Origin of the sequence: Ottowia sp. VDI28, from assembly GCF_049532675.1 — a bacterium.
Lineage (GTDB): Bacteria > Pseudomonadota > Gammaproteobacteria > Burkholderiales > Burkholderiaceae_C > Ottowia.
The window spans coordinates 4174645-4188564 of sequence record NZ_CP149820.1; the positions used below are offsets into that span (position 1 = coordinate 4174645).

At 63.2% G+C, this 13920-nt stretch carries 12 protein-coding genes and 3 pseudogenes; 8 read left to right on the forward strand and 7 right to left on the reverse strand.

The annotated features are described in order from the left end of the window. The first annotated feature begins 6 nt into the window (after positions 1-6). Genes WJU18_RS19815 through WJU18_RS19830 form a run of 4 tightly spaced genes read left to right on the forward strand, consistent with a single transcriptional unit; the run spans position 7 to position 3085 of the window. Positions 7-663 (forward strand): arylesterase, encoded by a 657-nt coding sequence (locus WJU18_RS19815; protein ID WP_423455029.1) that lies wholly within the window; start codon positions 7-9, stop codon positions 661-663. Then, a complete protein-coding gene (gene mnmH / locus WJU18_RS19820; protein WP_423455031.1) occupies positions 660-1769 on the forward strand; it encodes a tRNA 2-selenouridine(34) synthase MnmH in 1110 nt (369 codons plus the stop codon). The genes WJU18_RS19815 and mnmH overlap by 4 nt, the downstream gene beginning before the upstream one ends. 23 nt (positions 1770-1792) lie before the next feature. Further along, the gene (locus WJU18_RS19825) at positions 1793-2359 is read left to right on the forward strand and encodes a cytochrome b (protein WP_423461050.1); all 567 of its coding nucleotides are present in this window, start codon (positions 1793-1795) and stop codon (positions 2357-2359) included. An 18-nt stretch (positions 2360-2377) separates the two neighbouring features. Next, a complete protein-coding gene (locus WJU18_RS19830) occupies positions 2378-3085 on the forward strand; it encodes a VIT1/CCC1 transporter family protein (protein ID WP_423455033.1) in 708 nt (235 codons plus the stop codon). A 23-nt stretch (positions 3086-3108) separates the two neighbouring features. Here WJU18_RS19830 and WJU18_RS19835 read toward each other — a convergent pair whose 3' ends face one another. Further along, positions 3109-3660 carry a signal peptide protein gene (locus tag WJU18_RS19835; protein ID WP_423455034.1) on the reverse strand — a complete coding sequence of 184 codons (552 nt, stop codon included), beginning with the start codon at positions 3658-3660 and terminating at the stop codon, positions 3109-3111. Between the two features lie 248 nt (positions 3661-3908). Between WJU18_RS19835 and WJU18_RS19840 the strand changes: the two genes are divergently transcribed. Further along, the gene (locus WJU18_RS19840; RefSeq protein ID WP_423455036.1) at positions 3909-5345 is read left to right on the forward strand and encodes a SulP family inorganic anion transporter; all 1437 of its coding nucleotides are present in this window, start codon (positions 3909-3911) and stop codon (positions 5343-5345) included. Next, positions 5288-5542: an STAS domain-containing protein gene (locus WJU18_RS19845; RefSeq protein ID WP_423455038.1), complete on the forward strand. Its 255-nt coding sequence runs from the start codon at positions 5288-5290 to the stop codon at positions 5540-5542. Before WJU18_RS19840 ends, WJU18_RS19845 begins: the two co-directional genes overlap by 58 nt. A gap of 30 nt (positions 5543-5572) precedes the next feature. Here WJU18_RS19845 and WJU18_RS19850 read toward each other — a convergent pair whose 3' ends face one another. From WJU18_RS19850 to WJU18_RS19870, 5 genes and pseudogenes are all read right to left on the reverse strand, one after another. Continuing rightward, positions 5573-5770, reverse strand: a complete 198-nt coding sequence (locus WJU18_RS19850; RefSeq protein WP_423455040.1) for a hypothetical protein — start codon at positions 5768-5770, stop codon at positions 5573-5575. 25 nt (positions 5771-5795) lie between these two features. Continuing rightward, positions 5796-6547, reverse strand: a pseudogene (locus tag WJU18_RS19855) (DUF2189 domain-containing protein). Positions 6548-6717: 170 nt separating this feature from the next. After that, positions 6718-7931: pseudogene (locus WJU18_RS19860) on the reverse strand (PLP-dependent transferase). A gap of 84 nt (positions 7932-8015) precedes the next feature. Continuing rightward, positions 8016-9448 (reverse strand): annotated as a pseudogene (locus tag WJU18_RS19865) (M81 family metallopeptidase). Positions 9449-9509: 61 nt separating this feature from the next. Next, entirely contained in the window at positions 9510-10487 is a 978-nt protein-coding gene (locus WJU18_RS19870; RefSeq protein ID WP_423455041.1) for a Bug family tripartite tricarboxylate transporter substrate binding protein, read from the reverse strand. A gap of 161 nt (positions 10488-10648) precedes the next feature. Here WJU18_RS19870 and WJU18_RS19875 point away from each other — a divergent pair, with 161 nt between their 5' ends. Both WJU18_RS19875 and WJU18_RS19880 read left to right on the forward strand, forming a co-directional pair. Further along, complete coding sequence (locus WJU18_RS19875; protein WP_423455042.1) at positions 10649-11986, forward strand: aspartate aminotransferase family protein; 1338 nt, start codon at positions 10649-10651, stop codon at positions 11984-11986. A 35-nt stretch (positions 11987-12021) separates the two neighbouring features. After that, positions 12022-12900 carry a MurR/RpiR family transcriptional regulator gene (locus WJU18_RS19880; protein ID WP_423455044.1) on the forward strand — a complete coding sequence of 293 codons (879 nt, stop codon included), beginning with the start codon at positions 12022-12024 and terminating at the stop codon, positions 12898-12900. Between the two features lie 16 nt (positions 12901-12916). Here WJU18_RS19880 and WJU18_RS19885 read toward each other — a convergent pair whose 3' ends face one another. Then, the gene (locus WJU18_RS19885; protein WP_423455047.1) at positions 12917-13906 is read right to left on the reverse strand and encodes a Bug family tripartite tricarboxylate transporter substrate binding protein; all 990 of its coding nucleotides are present in this window, start codon (positions 13904-13906) and stop codon (positions 12917-12919) included. Between the last annotated feature and the right edge of the window lie 14 nt (positions 13907-13920).

The following is a 13920-nucleotide window of genomic DNA, read 5'->3' on the forward strand; positions in this document are numbered from 1 at the left end:
TTGACTTTGTACCGACGACACTTTATCCGCTTCGCGCTGGCCAGCCTCCCGATCGGGGCTCTGGCGGCTGGCCAGCCGGCCAATTCTCCGGCAAAACAGCCTGCTCAACCCGTTGTGCTGGTGGTGGGCGATTCGCTCAGTGCCGAGTATGGACTGGCTCGGGGCACAGGCTGGGTGGCGCTGCTGGAGAAAAAGCTCCTGGCCGAAAAAATCCCGGCCAAGGTGGTGAACGCCAGCATCTCCGGAGACACCACCTCGGGCGGCCGCTCCCGCCTGCCCACCCTGCTGAAAACGCATCACCCCAGCGTGGTGGTGATCGAGCTGGGCAGCAACGACGCCCTGCGGGGGCTCCCCCTGGCGATGACCGAAGGCAACCTCGCCGCCATGGCGCAAGCCGCGCAGCAGGCAGGCGCCAAGGTGATGCTGGTGGGCATGCAAATGCCGCCCAACTACGGTGCCGACTACGGCAACCGCTTTTCCGCCTTGTTCGAGAAGGTGGCCAATGCCCATAAGGCGGCCTTGGCGCCCTTCATGCTGAAAGGCGTCGCCGACCAACCGGATGCGCTCAAGCTCTTCCAGGCCGATCGCATCCACCCCACGGCACAAGCCCATCCCACTATTCTGAATAACCTGTGGCCCGTTCTGAGGTCTCTGCTGAAGTGAGCGTTGTCTCTATTCCTGCCCCTGAGGCCTTGGCTCGCCTTTCCGAGTTCGACGCCGTCATCGACGCACGCAGCGAAGGGGAATTCGAGCTGGACCGCCTTCCCGGTGCCATCAACTGGCCCAGCCTGCGCAACGAAGAACGCGCGCGTGTGGGCACACTCTACAAGCAGGTCAATCCATTCGAGGCCCGCAAGCTCGGCGCCGCGCTGGTGTCGCGCAACATCGCCAACCACATCGAGCGCGAGGCCATGGACAAGCCCAAGGGATGGCGGCCCCTGGTGTATTGCTGGCGCGGTGGCCAGCGCAGCGGCGCCCTGTCGCTGGTGCTCGGCCAGATCGGCTTTCGCGTGCACCTGATCGAAGGCGGCTACAAGGCTTTTCGCGCCGCCATGCTGGCCGATCTGCCCGCGTGCGCCGAAAGGCTGCGCTACCAAGTGATCTGCGGCCCCACCGGCTCTGGCAAGACGCGCCTTCTGCACGCACTGTCCGAGGCGGGTGCGCAGGTGCTCGATCTCGAAGGACTGGCCAGCCACCGTGCCTCCGTCCTGGGCCTGATCCCGGGCAAGCCGCAACCCACGCAAAAGCGCTTCGAAATGCTCCTTTGGGAAACACTGTGCCGGTTCGATCCATCGCGGCCTGTGTATGTGGAAGCAGAAAGCAAGAAGGTAGGCAACGTCGCGCTTCCCGACGCGCTGATCCAGCCCATGCGCACAAGCCCTTGCCTGCGGGTAGATCTCCCGGAAGATGAGCGCGTAGCCCTGCTCCTGGAAGACTATCCCTTCTTCGTCAGTGACCCTGCTTTTTTCTGCCAGCGGCTGGACACGCTAATGACGCTGCGCGGCCGCGCGGTCATCGACGCCTGGAAAACCCAGGTAGCCACGGGGCAGACCGAGGCCGTGGTGCGTGAGTTACTGGAAAAGCACTACGACCCAGGTTACGCCACTTCCACGCAGCGTAATTTCCAGCAGTTTGGAGAAGCCTTGACCGTCTCTTTGCCCGACCGCTCAGCTGCCACGCTAGCGCATGCGGCAAAAACCATCATGGAACAAACTGGTGCGGCACTGCCGCCACCACGCTCGGTCGTGGCAGGTGGATCCGGTATTTGAGAATTTAAGAAACGGAGTTGCGTATGAGCATCAGAAATCTGGACGATCGTTACAGCCCCTGGGTTATCGGCTTCCACTGGCTGACGCTCGGGCTTTTGATCGTTATCTACGCCAGCATGGAACTGCGTGGACTCGCCCCCAAGGGAAGCGAGATGAGAGAAGCCTTCAAGTCATTTCATTTCCTGCTGGGCCTGTGCTTGCTTCTGGTGGTGGTGGTCCGCGTCGGCGTACGCTGGCAATCCGGCGCCGCGCCCGGCATTCAACCGCCGATGCCTGAGTGGCAAACCAGGCTGGCCAGCCTCTTCCACTATGCGCTCTATGCTTTTCTTATCGCCATGCCGATACTCGGATGGCTGGTACTAAGCGCGAAAGGCGAACCTATCATCCTCTTCGGCCTATCTGTGCCCAGCCTCATTGGTCCGGACAAGGCCCTTTCCCGGCAAATCAAGGAAGTGCACGAGACCTTGGCCACGGTGGGTTATTTCCTGATCGGACTGCACGCCGCAGCGGCTTTGCTTCATCACTATGTCGTTCATGACAACACGCTTGTACGCATGCTTCCAGGACGCCGCTCAAGTCAGAAACCCTAAGCACGCCCTGGAACTCAAATGGCTCAATTTCACCGTCACACTCACCCCGAACGCCATCGTACGGAGCACATAGGCTGGCTGCGAGCCGCGGTCCTGGGCGCCAATGACGGGATCATTTCCACCGCCAGCCTGATCGCGGGTGTAGCGGCGGCCCATGCCAGCCACGCCAACATCATGACCACGGCTGTAGCGGGTCTTGTAGCTGGAGCCATGTCCATGGCCGCCGGAGAGTACGTATCTGTCCATTCACAGGCAGATACCGAGAAGGCCGATCTGGCGCGAGAGCGTGAGGAACTGGCTACCAAGCCTGAAGCCGAACACCGGGAGTTGATGGCCATTTACATGCGCCGGGGCCTGGATCAACCGCTCGCGGACAAAGTCGCCACTCAATTGATGGCGCATGACGCGCTAAGCGCGCATGCACGCGACGAGCTGGGTATCTCGGAAACACTGAGCGCCCGCCCCTTGCAAGCCGCGATGGCTTCCGCCGCCAGCTTTGCGGTAGGCGCGGCCATGCCGTTGGGGGTGGTCCTGCTGGCCCCGAAGCAGGCCTTGCTTCCCTGGACCATCGCGACAGCCATTTTCTTCCTGGCTGTGCTGGGCGGCATTGCCGCGGCCATTGGTGGTACCCCTGTCATCAGAAGCATCGCGCGCGTGACTTTCTGGGGCACGTTTGCCATGGCGGCCACCGCAGGCATCGGCGCCTTATTTGGCGCCTCACCTTGATTTCGGGGCAATGCCCCCAGCTCTCAAGCCGCGCAGGCCTTGCTGCCCTTTGAAGGGCGGAATCCTTTCGCCTTGGCATCGGCCGCACTCATGTACGCACCTTGCTTGGTCTTGCCATAGTACTTGTCGCCCTGGCAATGGTAGACCTTGGTACTATTATTGACCCACACTTGGCCGGCCCCGCCGCCAGATGCCTGCGCCATCGGTGCAGCGGGTGCAGCAGGAGCAGCAGGAGCAGCAGGAGCAGCAGGAGCAGCAGGAGCAGCAGGAGCAGCAGGAGCAGCCGTCTTGGCAGGAGCCGCAGGCATGGCTGGAGCTGCAGGTGCGGCGGGCGCCGCTGCGGCCGCGGCTGCAACCGGGGCGGTCGTTGCGGCGGCGGCCTTTTTATTTACACCGCCGTGGCCGCTGCAAGCGCCACGCATGGTGGTGCCCTCAAATGCCGTGCCGTCTTTGCAAACCGCTTTCACAGTAGGCGCATTACCGGCAGCGGGCGCGGTGGCCGCGGCGGGAGCTTGTGCGAAAGCCGCACCGGCGAACAAGGTGCTCAAAGCCAGCAGGAGAGAAGACATCTTCATGTGATAACCCCAAGTGAAGCATGAACGTACATGCTTGATGCGAAAAACGTGGCCAAATCAAATTTGGTTGACTGGGCAACTCAATACGAAATGCATCGATTGCATCAAGTTGGCCCGTGCCGCCCTGCCGGCCGCGACTGCGCAGCGATATCTGTCAGCTGGCTGTTCTGAAGCTGTCTGATGGCTGTCTGAAGGCCGCTTGATGCCGTAGCATGTGAAGCTCTCATACCGCAAGCATCAAGCCCGCCATGCACCTCCCCTCGCCAGCAGATAGATCGGCGGACAGGCAGCCTGCCGGTCTATGGGCCGATCTGTTCGCCGGCCTTGCGGTAGCCGGGGTATTGTTGCCCGAGGCTGTAGCCTACGCAGCGATAGCGCAGGTGCCGACCACTCACGCTCTGCTGGCAGCGCTGGCGGGGTTGTGCGTATACCCGCTGCTGGGTTCAAGCCGCTTCGCCATTGTGGCCCCCACTTCATCAGCGGCGGCCGTGTTCGGCTCTACGGTTCTCAGCGGCGGGCCGCAGATGGGCCTGGCCCTGGTCGGACTGACCGGCGCGCTGTTCCTGCTGGCTGGGCTGCTGCGTGCCGAGTTCCTGGGCGCCTTCATCTCGCGGCCGGTGTTGCGCGGCTTCGCTTGGGCGCTGGCGGTCACCATCGTGCTCAAGCAGGTGCCACATGTGCTGGGCGTGCATGCACCAGCCGCGAACATCATTCCGCTTCTCGGCCAGCTCGCCGCTGAGGCCAGCCGCCTGCACCACCCAAGCCTGGTGTGGGGCACCGCTGCGTTCGCGCTCTGGCTGTTGCTGCATCACACGCCTCAACGCTGGATTTGGCTACCGCCCTCCCTGATCGTGCTGGCCTTGGGAGTCATCCTCTCCGCCGCGCTGAAGCCTGAAACACAAGGCATGCAACTGATAGGACAGATCGAATGGCAAGCACTCAGCTTGCAGCTTCCCAAGCTCTCCATTGAACACTGGCTCAACGCAGTTGAGATCGCACCGGCCCTGTTGTTGATTCTCTTTGCCGAATCCTGGGGTTCGGTACGCTCGCTCGCCCTGCAACAGGGCGATGAAGTGGACGCACGGCGCGAACTGCTGGCCCTGGGCGCGGCCAATGGCATCAGCGCTCTGCTGCAAGGCTTGCCGGTAGGAGCCGGATTCTCCGCAGCTGCGGCCAATCAGAGCGCGGGCGCGCGGAGCAAATGGGCCGGGGTCGCTGCCGCGCTGGCGCTCGCGCTGCTGCTGTGGCTGGCCCGGCCTGCACTGGCGCTCCTGCCGGTACCGGTGGTGGCTGCGGTCGTGATCGCCATCCTGCTCCACAACCTGTGGCCCCGCTCGGTGCTGGGGAGCCTGCGCCTGCGCAACGATACTTGGCTGGCCCTCGTAGCGGCGGCCGGCGTGCTCGGGTTCGGAGTATTGTTCGGCATGCTTCTGGCGGTCGGTCTTTCGATTGCCCTCGCGCTCAAGCGTTTTGCCGATCCAGTGGTAGTGGAGCTCGGCCGGCTCCCAGCTACACGCGATTTCGTCAATGTGGCCCGCCATGCCGGCGCTCAGACGCTGCCGGGCATTCTCATCATGCGGCCTGACGAGCCTCTTTTTTCGCCAACGCCGAGGCAGTGTTCAAGCGGGTGGCCGACCGCGTTCGGCAAGCGGGAGCCCATACCGCCATTCTCAGCCTGGAAATGAGTGACGACCTCGACAGCACAGCCCTGGAGGCCATTGGGGAATTGAGCAGGACGCTGAATGCGCAGAACTGCCAGTTGATGCTGGCACGGATCAAAGACCCAGCGCGCCTGGGCCTGGAACGCAGCGGGCTCAATAGCGACGGCCGCCCAGGCGCGCGCCTGTTCTGGAGCGTGGACGACGCGGTCAGCGCGGCCTAAGAACGTGTTTACGATCTTAGGCAAAAAGCCTCAATCGCCGTCGCCGCCGCTGCCCTCTCCGCCCTCGGCATCAGATGCAGCGTTGCCGGCGTCGTCGTGCGCCGGCTCATCGCCGCCGTCACCCGGCCCCGTTTTACGCTCCGCCTTGGCCTTGAGCTTCTCTTCTTTCTTGCGTTTCTTGGCCAGCTCGCGCTGGCGTTTTTCAAAACCGTAGTTGGGGGTTGCCAATGTGCACGTCCTTTTTGTGGAAGAGTCACTGTACCACCTCGGCCGCAGGTGCCTGCCACCGGACGGCGCCGCGGTAGGCATGCCAGCTGGCATGCCCCAGAAGCGGCCCGATGACCATCAGGCCCAGGCCCCAGGGAATAAAGGCCAATACGATCAATATCGTGATCAGCAGGCCCCACCACAGCATGGTGACCGGATTGGCCAACACCACGCGAATGCTCGTGATGGCCGCCGAGATGGCGTCGGTATCCCGATCGAGAATCATCGGGATCGACACCACGGCCGTGGAGTACACGAGCAGCGCGAAAAGCCCCCTACGGCCAAATACACCAGCACGAACTCAAGGTTGTCGGGATTGAAAATCGCCTGCAGCACGCCCGTCGTGGAAGGCATGCCCGTATTGAAGAAAACCGCGAACACCACTAGCGAGGCTCGGCCCCACAGAAGCTCCAGAACGATCAATACCAGCACCAGCATCGCCATGCTGCGCATATGGCTGTCCCAGCATGTGAGAGAGGCTCCCAGCTCCGGCCGGAGCCCCTGCTCCCGCCGGCGGCTGACCTCATACAGCCCCACGGCGAGAAACGGTCCCACCAGCAGGCAGCCCGAGGCCATCGACATCACGTACTCGGGCTTGCTGCGGAAAACCAGCATCAACAAGGCCGCCATGGCCCAGAAGCAGAACCCATAAAAGAAGCCGATGCCGGGCGCGGCAATGAAATCCCCCGCCCCTTTGGCCAGCCAACGCAGAGGATCCGCAAGCCCCAGCGGCACCATCAGTGCCTGGGGGACAGTGGAAGGCGGCGGCACGTAGGGGATATAGCCGTCCGCGGGCGAAACGGGCGGCGCATCAGCGTGCTGATCGGCCGGAACTGGAGCGTGGTCGGTCATGCCATGCAATCTCCTGAAACGTGTCCGCCGTCTCGGCGCGAGGTTACCAGCCCACGTTATACCGGCAGCGCGCTTGCCAGCGCTTGAGCCAGATCAGCTTGCAAGTCGGCGACCGCTTCGAGTCCTACGGAAAAACGAACCAGCGTGCCTCTTGCCAAGTGCGCCGGCCATGCGTCGCGCATCTGGTCAAGTTCATAAGGCATGACCAGGCTGATCGGCCCGCCCCAGCTGAAGCCCAATTTGAAGAGCTTCAGGCTGTCGCAGAAGGCATCAACCTGCGCCTGCGTGTAGCGCTCATGCACCATCACGCTGAACAGGCCCGCCGCAGCCCCGGCGCCCGCCTTGTCGGCTGTGCCGCACACCTGTTGCCAATGGGCATGGCCAGGTGCGCCAGCGAGCGCCGGATGCAGCACCTGCACGAGCTGAGGTTGCCTCTCGCACCAGTTCGCCAGCGCGCGGCCCGCCTGATCTTGGGCGCGATAGCGCAAAACGAGGCTGGGTAATGCACGCAGAATGGCCTCCGCATCGTTGACGCCGATACCCAGGCCAAGACGCATGTGGGTGTACTTGATCTTCAGGTGCAGCGCCTCGTCGCGCGTCGTCACGCTGCCCATCAGCACATCGCCGCCACCGCTTGGATATTTGGTCAAGGCATGGGCAGAAATATCCACTCCCAGCCCCTTCCCGTCCAGGTCAAAAGCATTGAAGGCCAGCCCCGCGCCCCAGGTGTTGTCCAGTGCACAGACGACCCCCGGGCTCTGGCCAAACGCACCTGCTCGATCAAATCGGGAAACTCCATCGTCACCGAGCCTGCGGCCTCCAGCCAGATAAGCTTGGTCTTCTCGCTGATGCGCGCCGCCAGATCAGCGGGGCTCAGCGGATCGTAGAACTGATGCGTAATGCCGAAAGCCCTCAACTCGCCTTCGGCGAGTGTCTTGTTCGGACCATAGGCGTTGTCGGGAATCAACACCTCATCGCCGGTCTTGAGCAAGGCCAGCGCCACATTGGCGATCGCCGCCAGGCCACTGGGCACCAGCACGCACTGCAGGCCGCCTTCCAGCGCGGCGATACGCTCTTGCAGCATGAACGTGGTCGGCGTGCCATGCAGGCCGTAGGTGTAGCCGCTCTTGTGCTTCCAGTCGCGCGCACGCATGGCGGCAACGTTCTGAAAAATCACGGTGGAGGCCTTGAATACGCCGGGTTGCGGCGCCACGAACCCCTCGGGAGGACGATAGGGGTGATGGATAAGATGAGTGTCAGGTGCGGTCATGATGCGCCATCGTAGCGCGAAGAGGCGCGCTACCCGCACAATCATCCAGATGCGCCCCTACGCACCCTATCGCGCGTAGGTAACCTAGGGCGCCAGCGCCCTGTCAGCATGCTTGAATGGCAGAAGATTCAGATCGAGCGCTGATGGCCCGGGAATATCCGTGTCGATGATGGCCGAGCAGCGCTCCAGGAAGGCCGCGCGGAAATGGTTCTTGGCTTTCACGCACAGCAGGCGCGAAGCGTCCAGATCAATGCCATGCAGCGCGAAAAATCCTGGATCATTGGCCGGCGCGACGGCGCTGGTCACGATCAACTGAATATTCGACCGCTCGGCCAACGATATCAGCACCGTGCGCCCACACTGGGTTTCCACACCTGTTTCCATCGGGCCGGTATTGCGAAACACACCGTCGGTGCAGCGCTCCACGCGCACGGCCACCTGCACGGGTGGCCCGAAATCAGCCGAGAGTTTCCCCCCAGGGTGACAGTGCGCACACCGCCCTGGCCGGCTTCGCTCAAGGTGTGGACCACCTCGGCATCGGCAAAACTCGCGAACAGGCAAGGCACGTTGGTCCCGGTTTGCAACAGCGCCGCCAACATGCCGGGGGTATCGCATGCACCCCCTGAAAGCGGGTTGTCGCCCGGGTCGGTCACCGCCACAAGACCGCCCTTGGCCGCCAATACCTCCAGCCCTTGGTGCAAACCTTCGGCCGCCCCAGGCAGGCGGACGGCAAAGCGTGGCGCAAGTGCACGCACCGCTTCTTCCAGTCGTTCCCCCGCCGCATTCGCGGCCTCAGCCTCGGGATCGGTATCGAGATCCGAAACGATCACCACGGAAGACCCCGTATCGGCCGTATCCGAATAAGGAAAGCCTCCAAAAACAAGCGCCTCGACCACGCCGGGACCGATCTGCGCTGCCGCCAACGCCTGCAACTCGCGCATGGGCCCCTCAGCGGTGCGCATGTTGAAGCTGGGCAGCATGGCGCCTGGCTTGGTCACCGAAACACGCGTGCGCCTGCCTTGCTCCACGATCGCCACAAGGCCATCCAGCACACGCTGCGCCGTCTGCGCCATGTCGATGTGCGGATAGGTCTTGTAACCGCTGGCCATATCGAGCAATGGCCCGATTCCCGGAGGCAGGTTGGCGTGCAAATCGAAGCTCGCGCCCAGAGGTATGCCGGGCAGCAATCGCCGCACCGCCTCCAGCAGGTCCAGTTCGGGAGTCTGGCGCGCATCGGTAATAGAGGCGCCGTGCAGGGAAAGGTACACCGCATCCCACGGGCCGCCTTGAGCCAGGCCCGCCATCACCTCGTTATAGAAGCGGCTGAATACGGCTTCTTCGATAGGACCGCCCGGCAACGCGGACGCGCAGCGCAATGCCACCACATCCCAATCAGCGCGGATGCGGGCGAAGCGCTCCACCGCCCCGAGTTCAGTCGCCGTATCCCGTGCGGCGACCAATGCATCGGCGCCAGCACGCCATTCACGCCGATCAAAGTCCTGCTGGGTACACGGCACCGGACAGAAAGCGTTGCCTTCATACCAGAAGCGCGCTACTGCCAGACGCTTTTTTTCAGGTTCATTGAAGCTCGATCTTGGCTGCGGTGGTCAAATCCCTGTACTTGCGCTGTTCCGCCTCCAGGTGACGGGCAAGGCTGTCCGGAGATCCTCCCACGGGCTGCGCGGACAACTCCGTCAAGCGCTTGCGCGTCTCGGGCTTGGCCAACCAATGCTCCACCGCCTTGTTCAATCGATCGACCACTGCGGGCGGCGTACCGGCAGGCGCCATCAGCACGAACCAGGATGTGAGTTCGAAGCCAGGCAAGGTCGCGGCCACAGGCGCCACGCCAGGAGCCGAAGGCACACCCTCCTTGGAGGTCACACCCAATGCCACCAGTTTTCCAGAGCGGATGAAGGACAAAGCTGTGGGCAGATTGTCCCCCGACAGTTGAATCTGCCCGCCCAGCAGATCATTGGTGGCCTGGCTGGCGCCCTTGTAGGGCACATGCGCAATATCCACCTGAGCGCGCTGCTTGAACATCTCCAGGATCAGGTGGCCGGAGCTGCCCACCCCAGGCGAGCCCCAGTTCAACTTGCCGGGATTCTCCTTGGCGGCCTTCACCACGTCAGCGACATTCTTGAAACCGCTTTGGGGATTGGTCAGCAAGACATTGGGCACCTGCACGACATAGGCCACAGGGGCAAAGTCCTTCTTCGGGTCATAGCCGATGTTCTTGTACACGTAGGCATTGATGGCCTGCGTGCCCGGGGTGCCCAGCAGCAGCGTGTAGCCGTCGGCCGGGGCACGGGCCACTTCGGCTGCCCCCAGGCTGCCGCCCGCACCCGCGCGGTTCACAGCCACCACCGGCTGGCCCAGCTCGGGTGCCACGCCTTCGGCCATCAACCGCCCCACCAGATCCGTCGTGCCGCCGGCAGCAAACGGAATCACCAGGCGGACCGGCTTGTCCGGCCATGTCTGGGAAACCGCGGTGCCTGGCGCTGCGGCGGCCAAGGCCATGGAATATGCGGCAAGCACAGCGCGAAATGGAAAGTGCATGGAACGGGCTTTCATCAAGTAAACGGAAGCAAAAATGGAACAAATGATTTATTTAATCATCAAATAGCACATATACTTTATTCATCGCTTTCCGAGCTGTCAAGCATTCGCCCCAAACCATACCGGCCCAGCCCTTCCGACAGGCGCCATCTCCTTCTCTCATGACCAACATCATTCATCGCAATCCCCGCGCAGCCCTGCCAGTGGCTGCCTCGGGCACAGGCTGCACCATCACCGACACCCAAGGCCGCCCCTACCTCGATGCTTCCGGCGGCGCCGCAGTTTCGTGCCTGGGGCACGGGCACCCCGAGGTACGGGCAGCCATTACCGCTCAGTTGGACAAGCTTGAATACGCCCACACCAGTTTTTTCACCACCGAGGCGGCGGAGACACTGGCCGCCATGCTGGCGTCACGCAGCCCGGCAGGCCTTGATCAGGCGTACTTTGTTTCCAGCGGATCGGAAGCCGTGGAAACCGCGCTCAAGATGGCCCGCCAATACCACGTGGACCGGGGTGAACCGCAACGCTTTCGCTTTCTTGCGCGCCGCCAGAGCTACCACGGCAACACCCTGGCAGCGCTCTCGATCGGCGGCAACATGGCGCGCCGCGCGCTCTACCAGCCGCTGCTCATGGAAAGCCACCATGTTTCACCCTGCTTCCCCTTCCGCTACCTGGAAGCAGGCGAAACCCATGAGCAGTACGGCGACCGCCTCGCTGCCGAGCTGGAGGAGGCCATCACCGGGCTGGGTGCTGGCACCGTGGCCGCCTTCGTCGCGGAAACCGTGGTGGGCGCCACTGCAGGAACCGTGGCGCCAGTGCCCGGCTACTTCCGCAAGATGCGCGAAGTCTGCGACCGGCATGGCGTGCTGCTGATCCTGGATGAAGTCATGTCAGGCGTGGGCCGCACAGGCTCTTACCATGCCTTCGAGCAGGAAGGCGTGGTACCCGACATCCTGACCCTGGCCAAAGGCCTGGGCAGCGGCTACCAACCCATCGGCGCCGTGCTGGCGCATCGCAAGGTGGTTGACGCGATGCACCAGGGCTCCGGGGCATTCCAGCATGGGCACACCTATGTCGGGCATCCGGTCGCCTGCGCGGCGGCGCTCGCCGTACAACACATCATCCAACGCGACGGCCTGGTGGAGCGCGTGGCGGCACTCGGCCCGCGATTCGAGCGCCTGCTGCATGGCGCGCTGAGCGAACACCCTCATGTCGGCGACATCCGGGGCCGCGGCCTGTTCTGGTCGGTCGAACTCGTCACGGATCGATCCGGCAACCGGCCGTTCGACCCGGCCCTGAAACTGAACACCCGCATCAAGGCCGCCGCCGAGCGCCACGGCCTGCTGTGTTACCCGGGCGGCGGCACGATCGACGGCACGCGCGGCGACCATGTACTGCTCGCCCCGCCCTACATCGCGACGGAAGCCGAACTGGAATCGATCGCGGGTTTGCTGCGGCTGGCCATAGACGACGCGGTGCACGAAGCCCGCCAAGCCTGATGCAGGACAATGCGGGCTCACAGACAGGAGCCCTCATGGACAAGCGCACGCTCGACCAGCGCATCGCGCAACAGTTCACCTCATTGACACCCAAGCTGCAGCTGGCAGCCCGCTACGTGCTGGATCATCCGCGCGACGTCGCCATGCAATCCATGCGCGCGCTGGCCGAGCAGGCGGGCGTGCAAGCGGGCGTGATGCTGCGGTTGGCCCGCGAACTGGGCTTTGACAACTATGAAGACTTCCGCACGGTCTATCGGGTTTGGGTAGGGCAAGGCGAAGACACCTTTTCCGCACGGGCCAGTGCCCTGCAGCAACGCGGAGCACAGAACGCCAATGCCCGCCTCGTCTCGGACATGCTCCAATCCGAAATGCAGAATCTGGCGCAGACGCTGGGGCCTGCGGCCGCGGAGCAACTCGCCGCCGCGCACAAGCTGCTGGCAAAGGCACGGCACATCTATGTGGTGGGCTTGCGCAGCCTGTTTCCCGCCGCCTACTACTTCAGCTACGCCTGCGGGCTGTTCCGCCACGACACGACCTTGCTGGCGGGTACGGGCGGCGTCTTTACCGATGCACTGCGCAAGGTGGGTGCCGGCGATGCCTTGGTGGTCTTCAGCGCGGCGCCTTACGCCCGGGATACGGTCGCGGCGGTGGAGTTCGCGCGCGAACGCGGCGCCAGCATAGTGGCCATCACAGACAGCACGGTGTCGCCCATCGCAAGCCCCGCGCATGCACTGGTGCTCTTCGCCAATGCTTCACCGTCGTTGTTTCCTTCCGTGGCACCGGCCCTGTCGGTCGCACAGACACTGGTGGCCATCATGGTCCAAAGCGGCGGACAGGCCAGCCTGGACGAGATCGCCAACAGCGAAGCGCAACTGCGCCGATTCGACGTCTATGCCGGAACCAACCGGAACTGAAACCTGAGCCGTCCGGTTATTCTTCGATCGAGATCTTTGCCTTGGTGGCCAGGGTGCGCCAGCGATTCTGATCGGCTTGCACGAAGTTCCTGAATTCGTCTCCGCTCATAGGGGCAGAATCAAACCCCTTAGCCTGCAGGCTTTTGATGAATTCAGGCTCCTTGATCACCTGGGCCATGGCGGCGCGCAGCGATTCAGTGGTGGCGGCGGGCATGCCGGCAGGGCCCGCAATGCCCCACCAGTTCTCGACGAGTAAATTGGGGTGCCCGATCTCCGGAGAAGCCGGGACCTGTGGCAGAACGTCGCTGCGGCGGCTGCTGAAAACCGCGAGCATCTTGACCTTCCCGTCTTGAATCATAGGCCGGATGGAACCGGGCGAGACAATGCAGGCATCGATGTGCCCGCCCTGCAGATCGTTCAGCACGGGTGACATGCCTTTGTAGGGGATGACATTGAGTTCAATGCCCAGTTCCGATTGCAGCATCATGGCGCCCATGTAATCGAGAGAACCAATGCCCGCGGTACCCAGGCGGATGCCATCTGGCCGGGCCTTGGCGGCTTTCACGAACTCTGCAAAATTGTTGGCCGGGAAACTCTTGCTCACCACCAGACCAAAGGGGCTGCTTGCAATGCGCACGAGAAAAGTGAAGTCGCGCTCTACCGAATAGCGAACCGTCTTGTTGATAGCTGGCAGGATGCCCATGCTGGCGGTGGCACACAGCAGCAGTGTCTGGCCATCCGCTGGTTTGGACTGGGCCACGAACTGGGTACCCAACATGGAACCCGCACCGGGTCTGTTCTCGACAATGAATGACCGGTTCAATTTTTTCCCGAGGGCATCCGCCATCAAGCGGCCCACAAGATCGTTCGAGGCACCGGCCGCGAAAGGCACGACGATGCGGGCAGCCTGCTGCGCCCATGCACGAAGAGGGGCCGTGGCGGCGAGCGTCAAAGCCGCTGCGCTTTTGATAGCGCCGCGCCGGGTGGAAAAAATGGTGTGCTTCATGTCTGACGGTCCTC

Coding starts and splice junctions, on each gene's coding strand:
- WJU18_RS19885 (WP_423455047.1), bottom strand. CDS start 13,906: ATGAAGCACACCATTTTTTCCACCCGGCGCGGCGCTATCAAAAGCGCA.
- WJU18_RS19875 (WP_423455042.1), top strand. CDS start 10,649: ATGACCAACATCATTCATCGCAATCCCCGCGCAGCCCTGCCAGTGGCT.
- WJU18_RS19830 (WP_423455033.1), top strand. CDS start 2,378: ATGGCTCAATTTCACCGTCACACTCACCCCGAACGCCATCGTACGGAG.
- WJU18_RS19870 (WP_423455041.1), bottom strand. CDS start 10,487: ATGCACTTTCCATTTCGCGCTGTGCTTGCCGCATATTCCATGGCCTTG.
- WJU18_RS19825 (WP_423461050.1), top strand. CDS start 1,793: ATGAGCATCAGAAATCTGGACGATCGTTACAGCCCCTGGGTTATCGGC.
- WJU18_RS19835 (WP_423455034.1), bottom strand. CDS start 3,660: ATGAAGATGTCTTCTCTCCTGCTGGCTTTGAGCACCTTGTTCGCCGGT.
- WJU18_RS19880 (WP_423455044.1), top strand. CDS start 12,022: ATGGACAAGCGCACGCTCGACCAGCGCATCGCGCAACAGTTCACCTCA.
- WJU18_RS19840 (WP_423455036.1), top strand. CDS start 3,909: ATGCACCTCCCCTCGCCAGCAGATAGATCGGCGGACAGGCAGCCTGCC.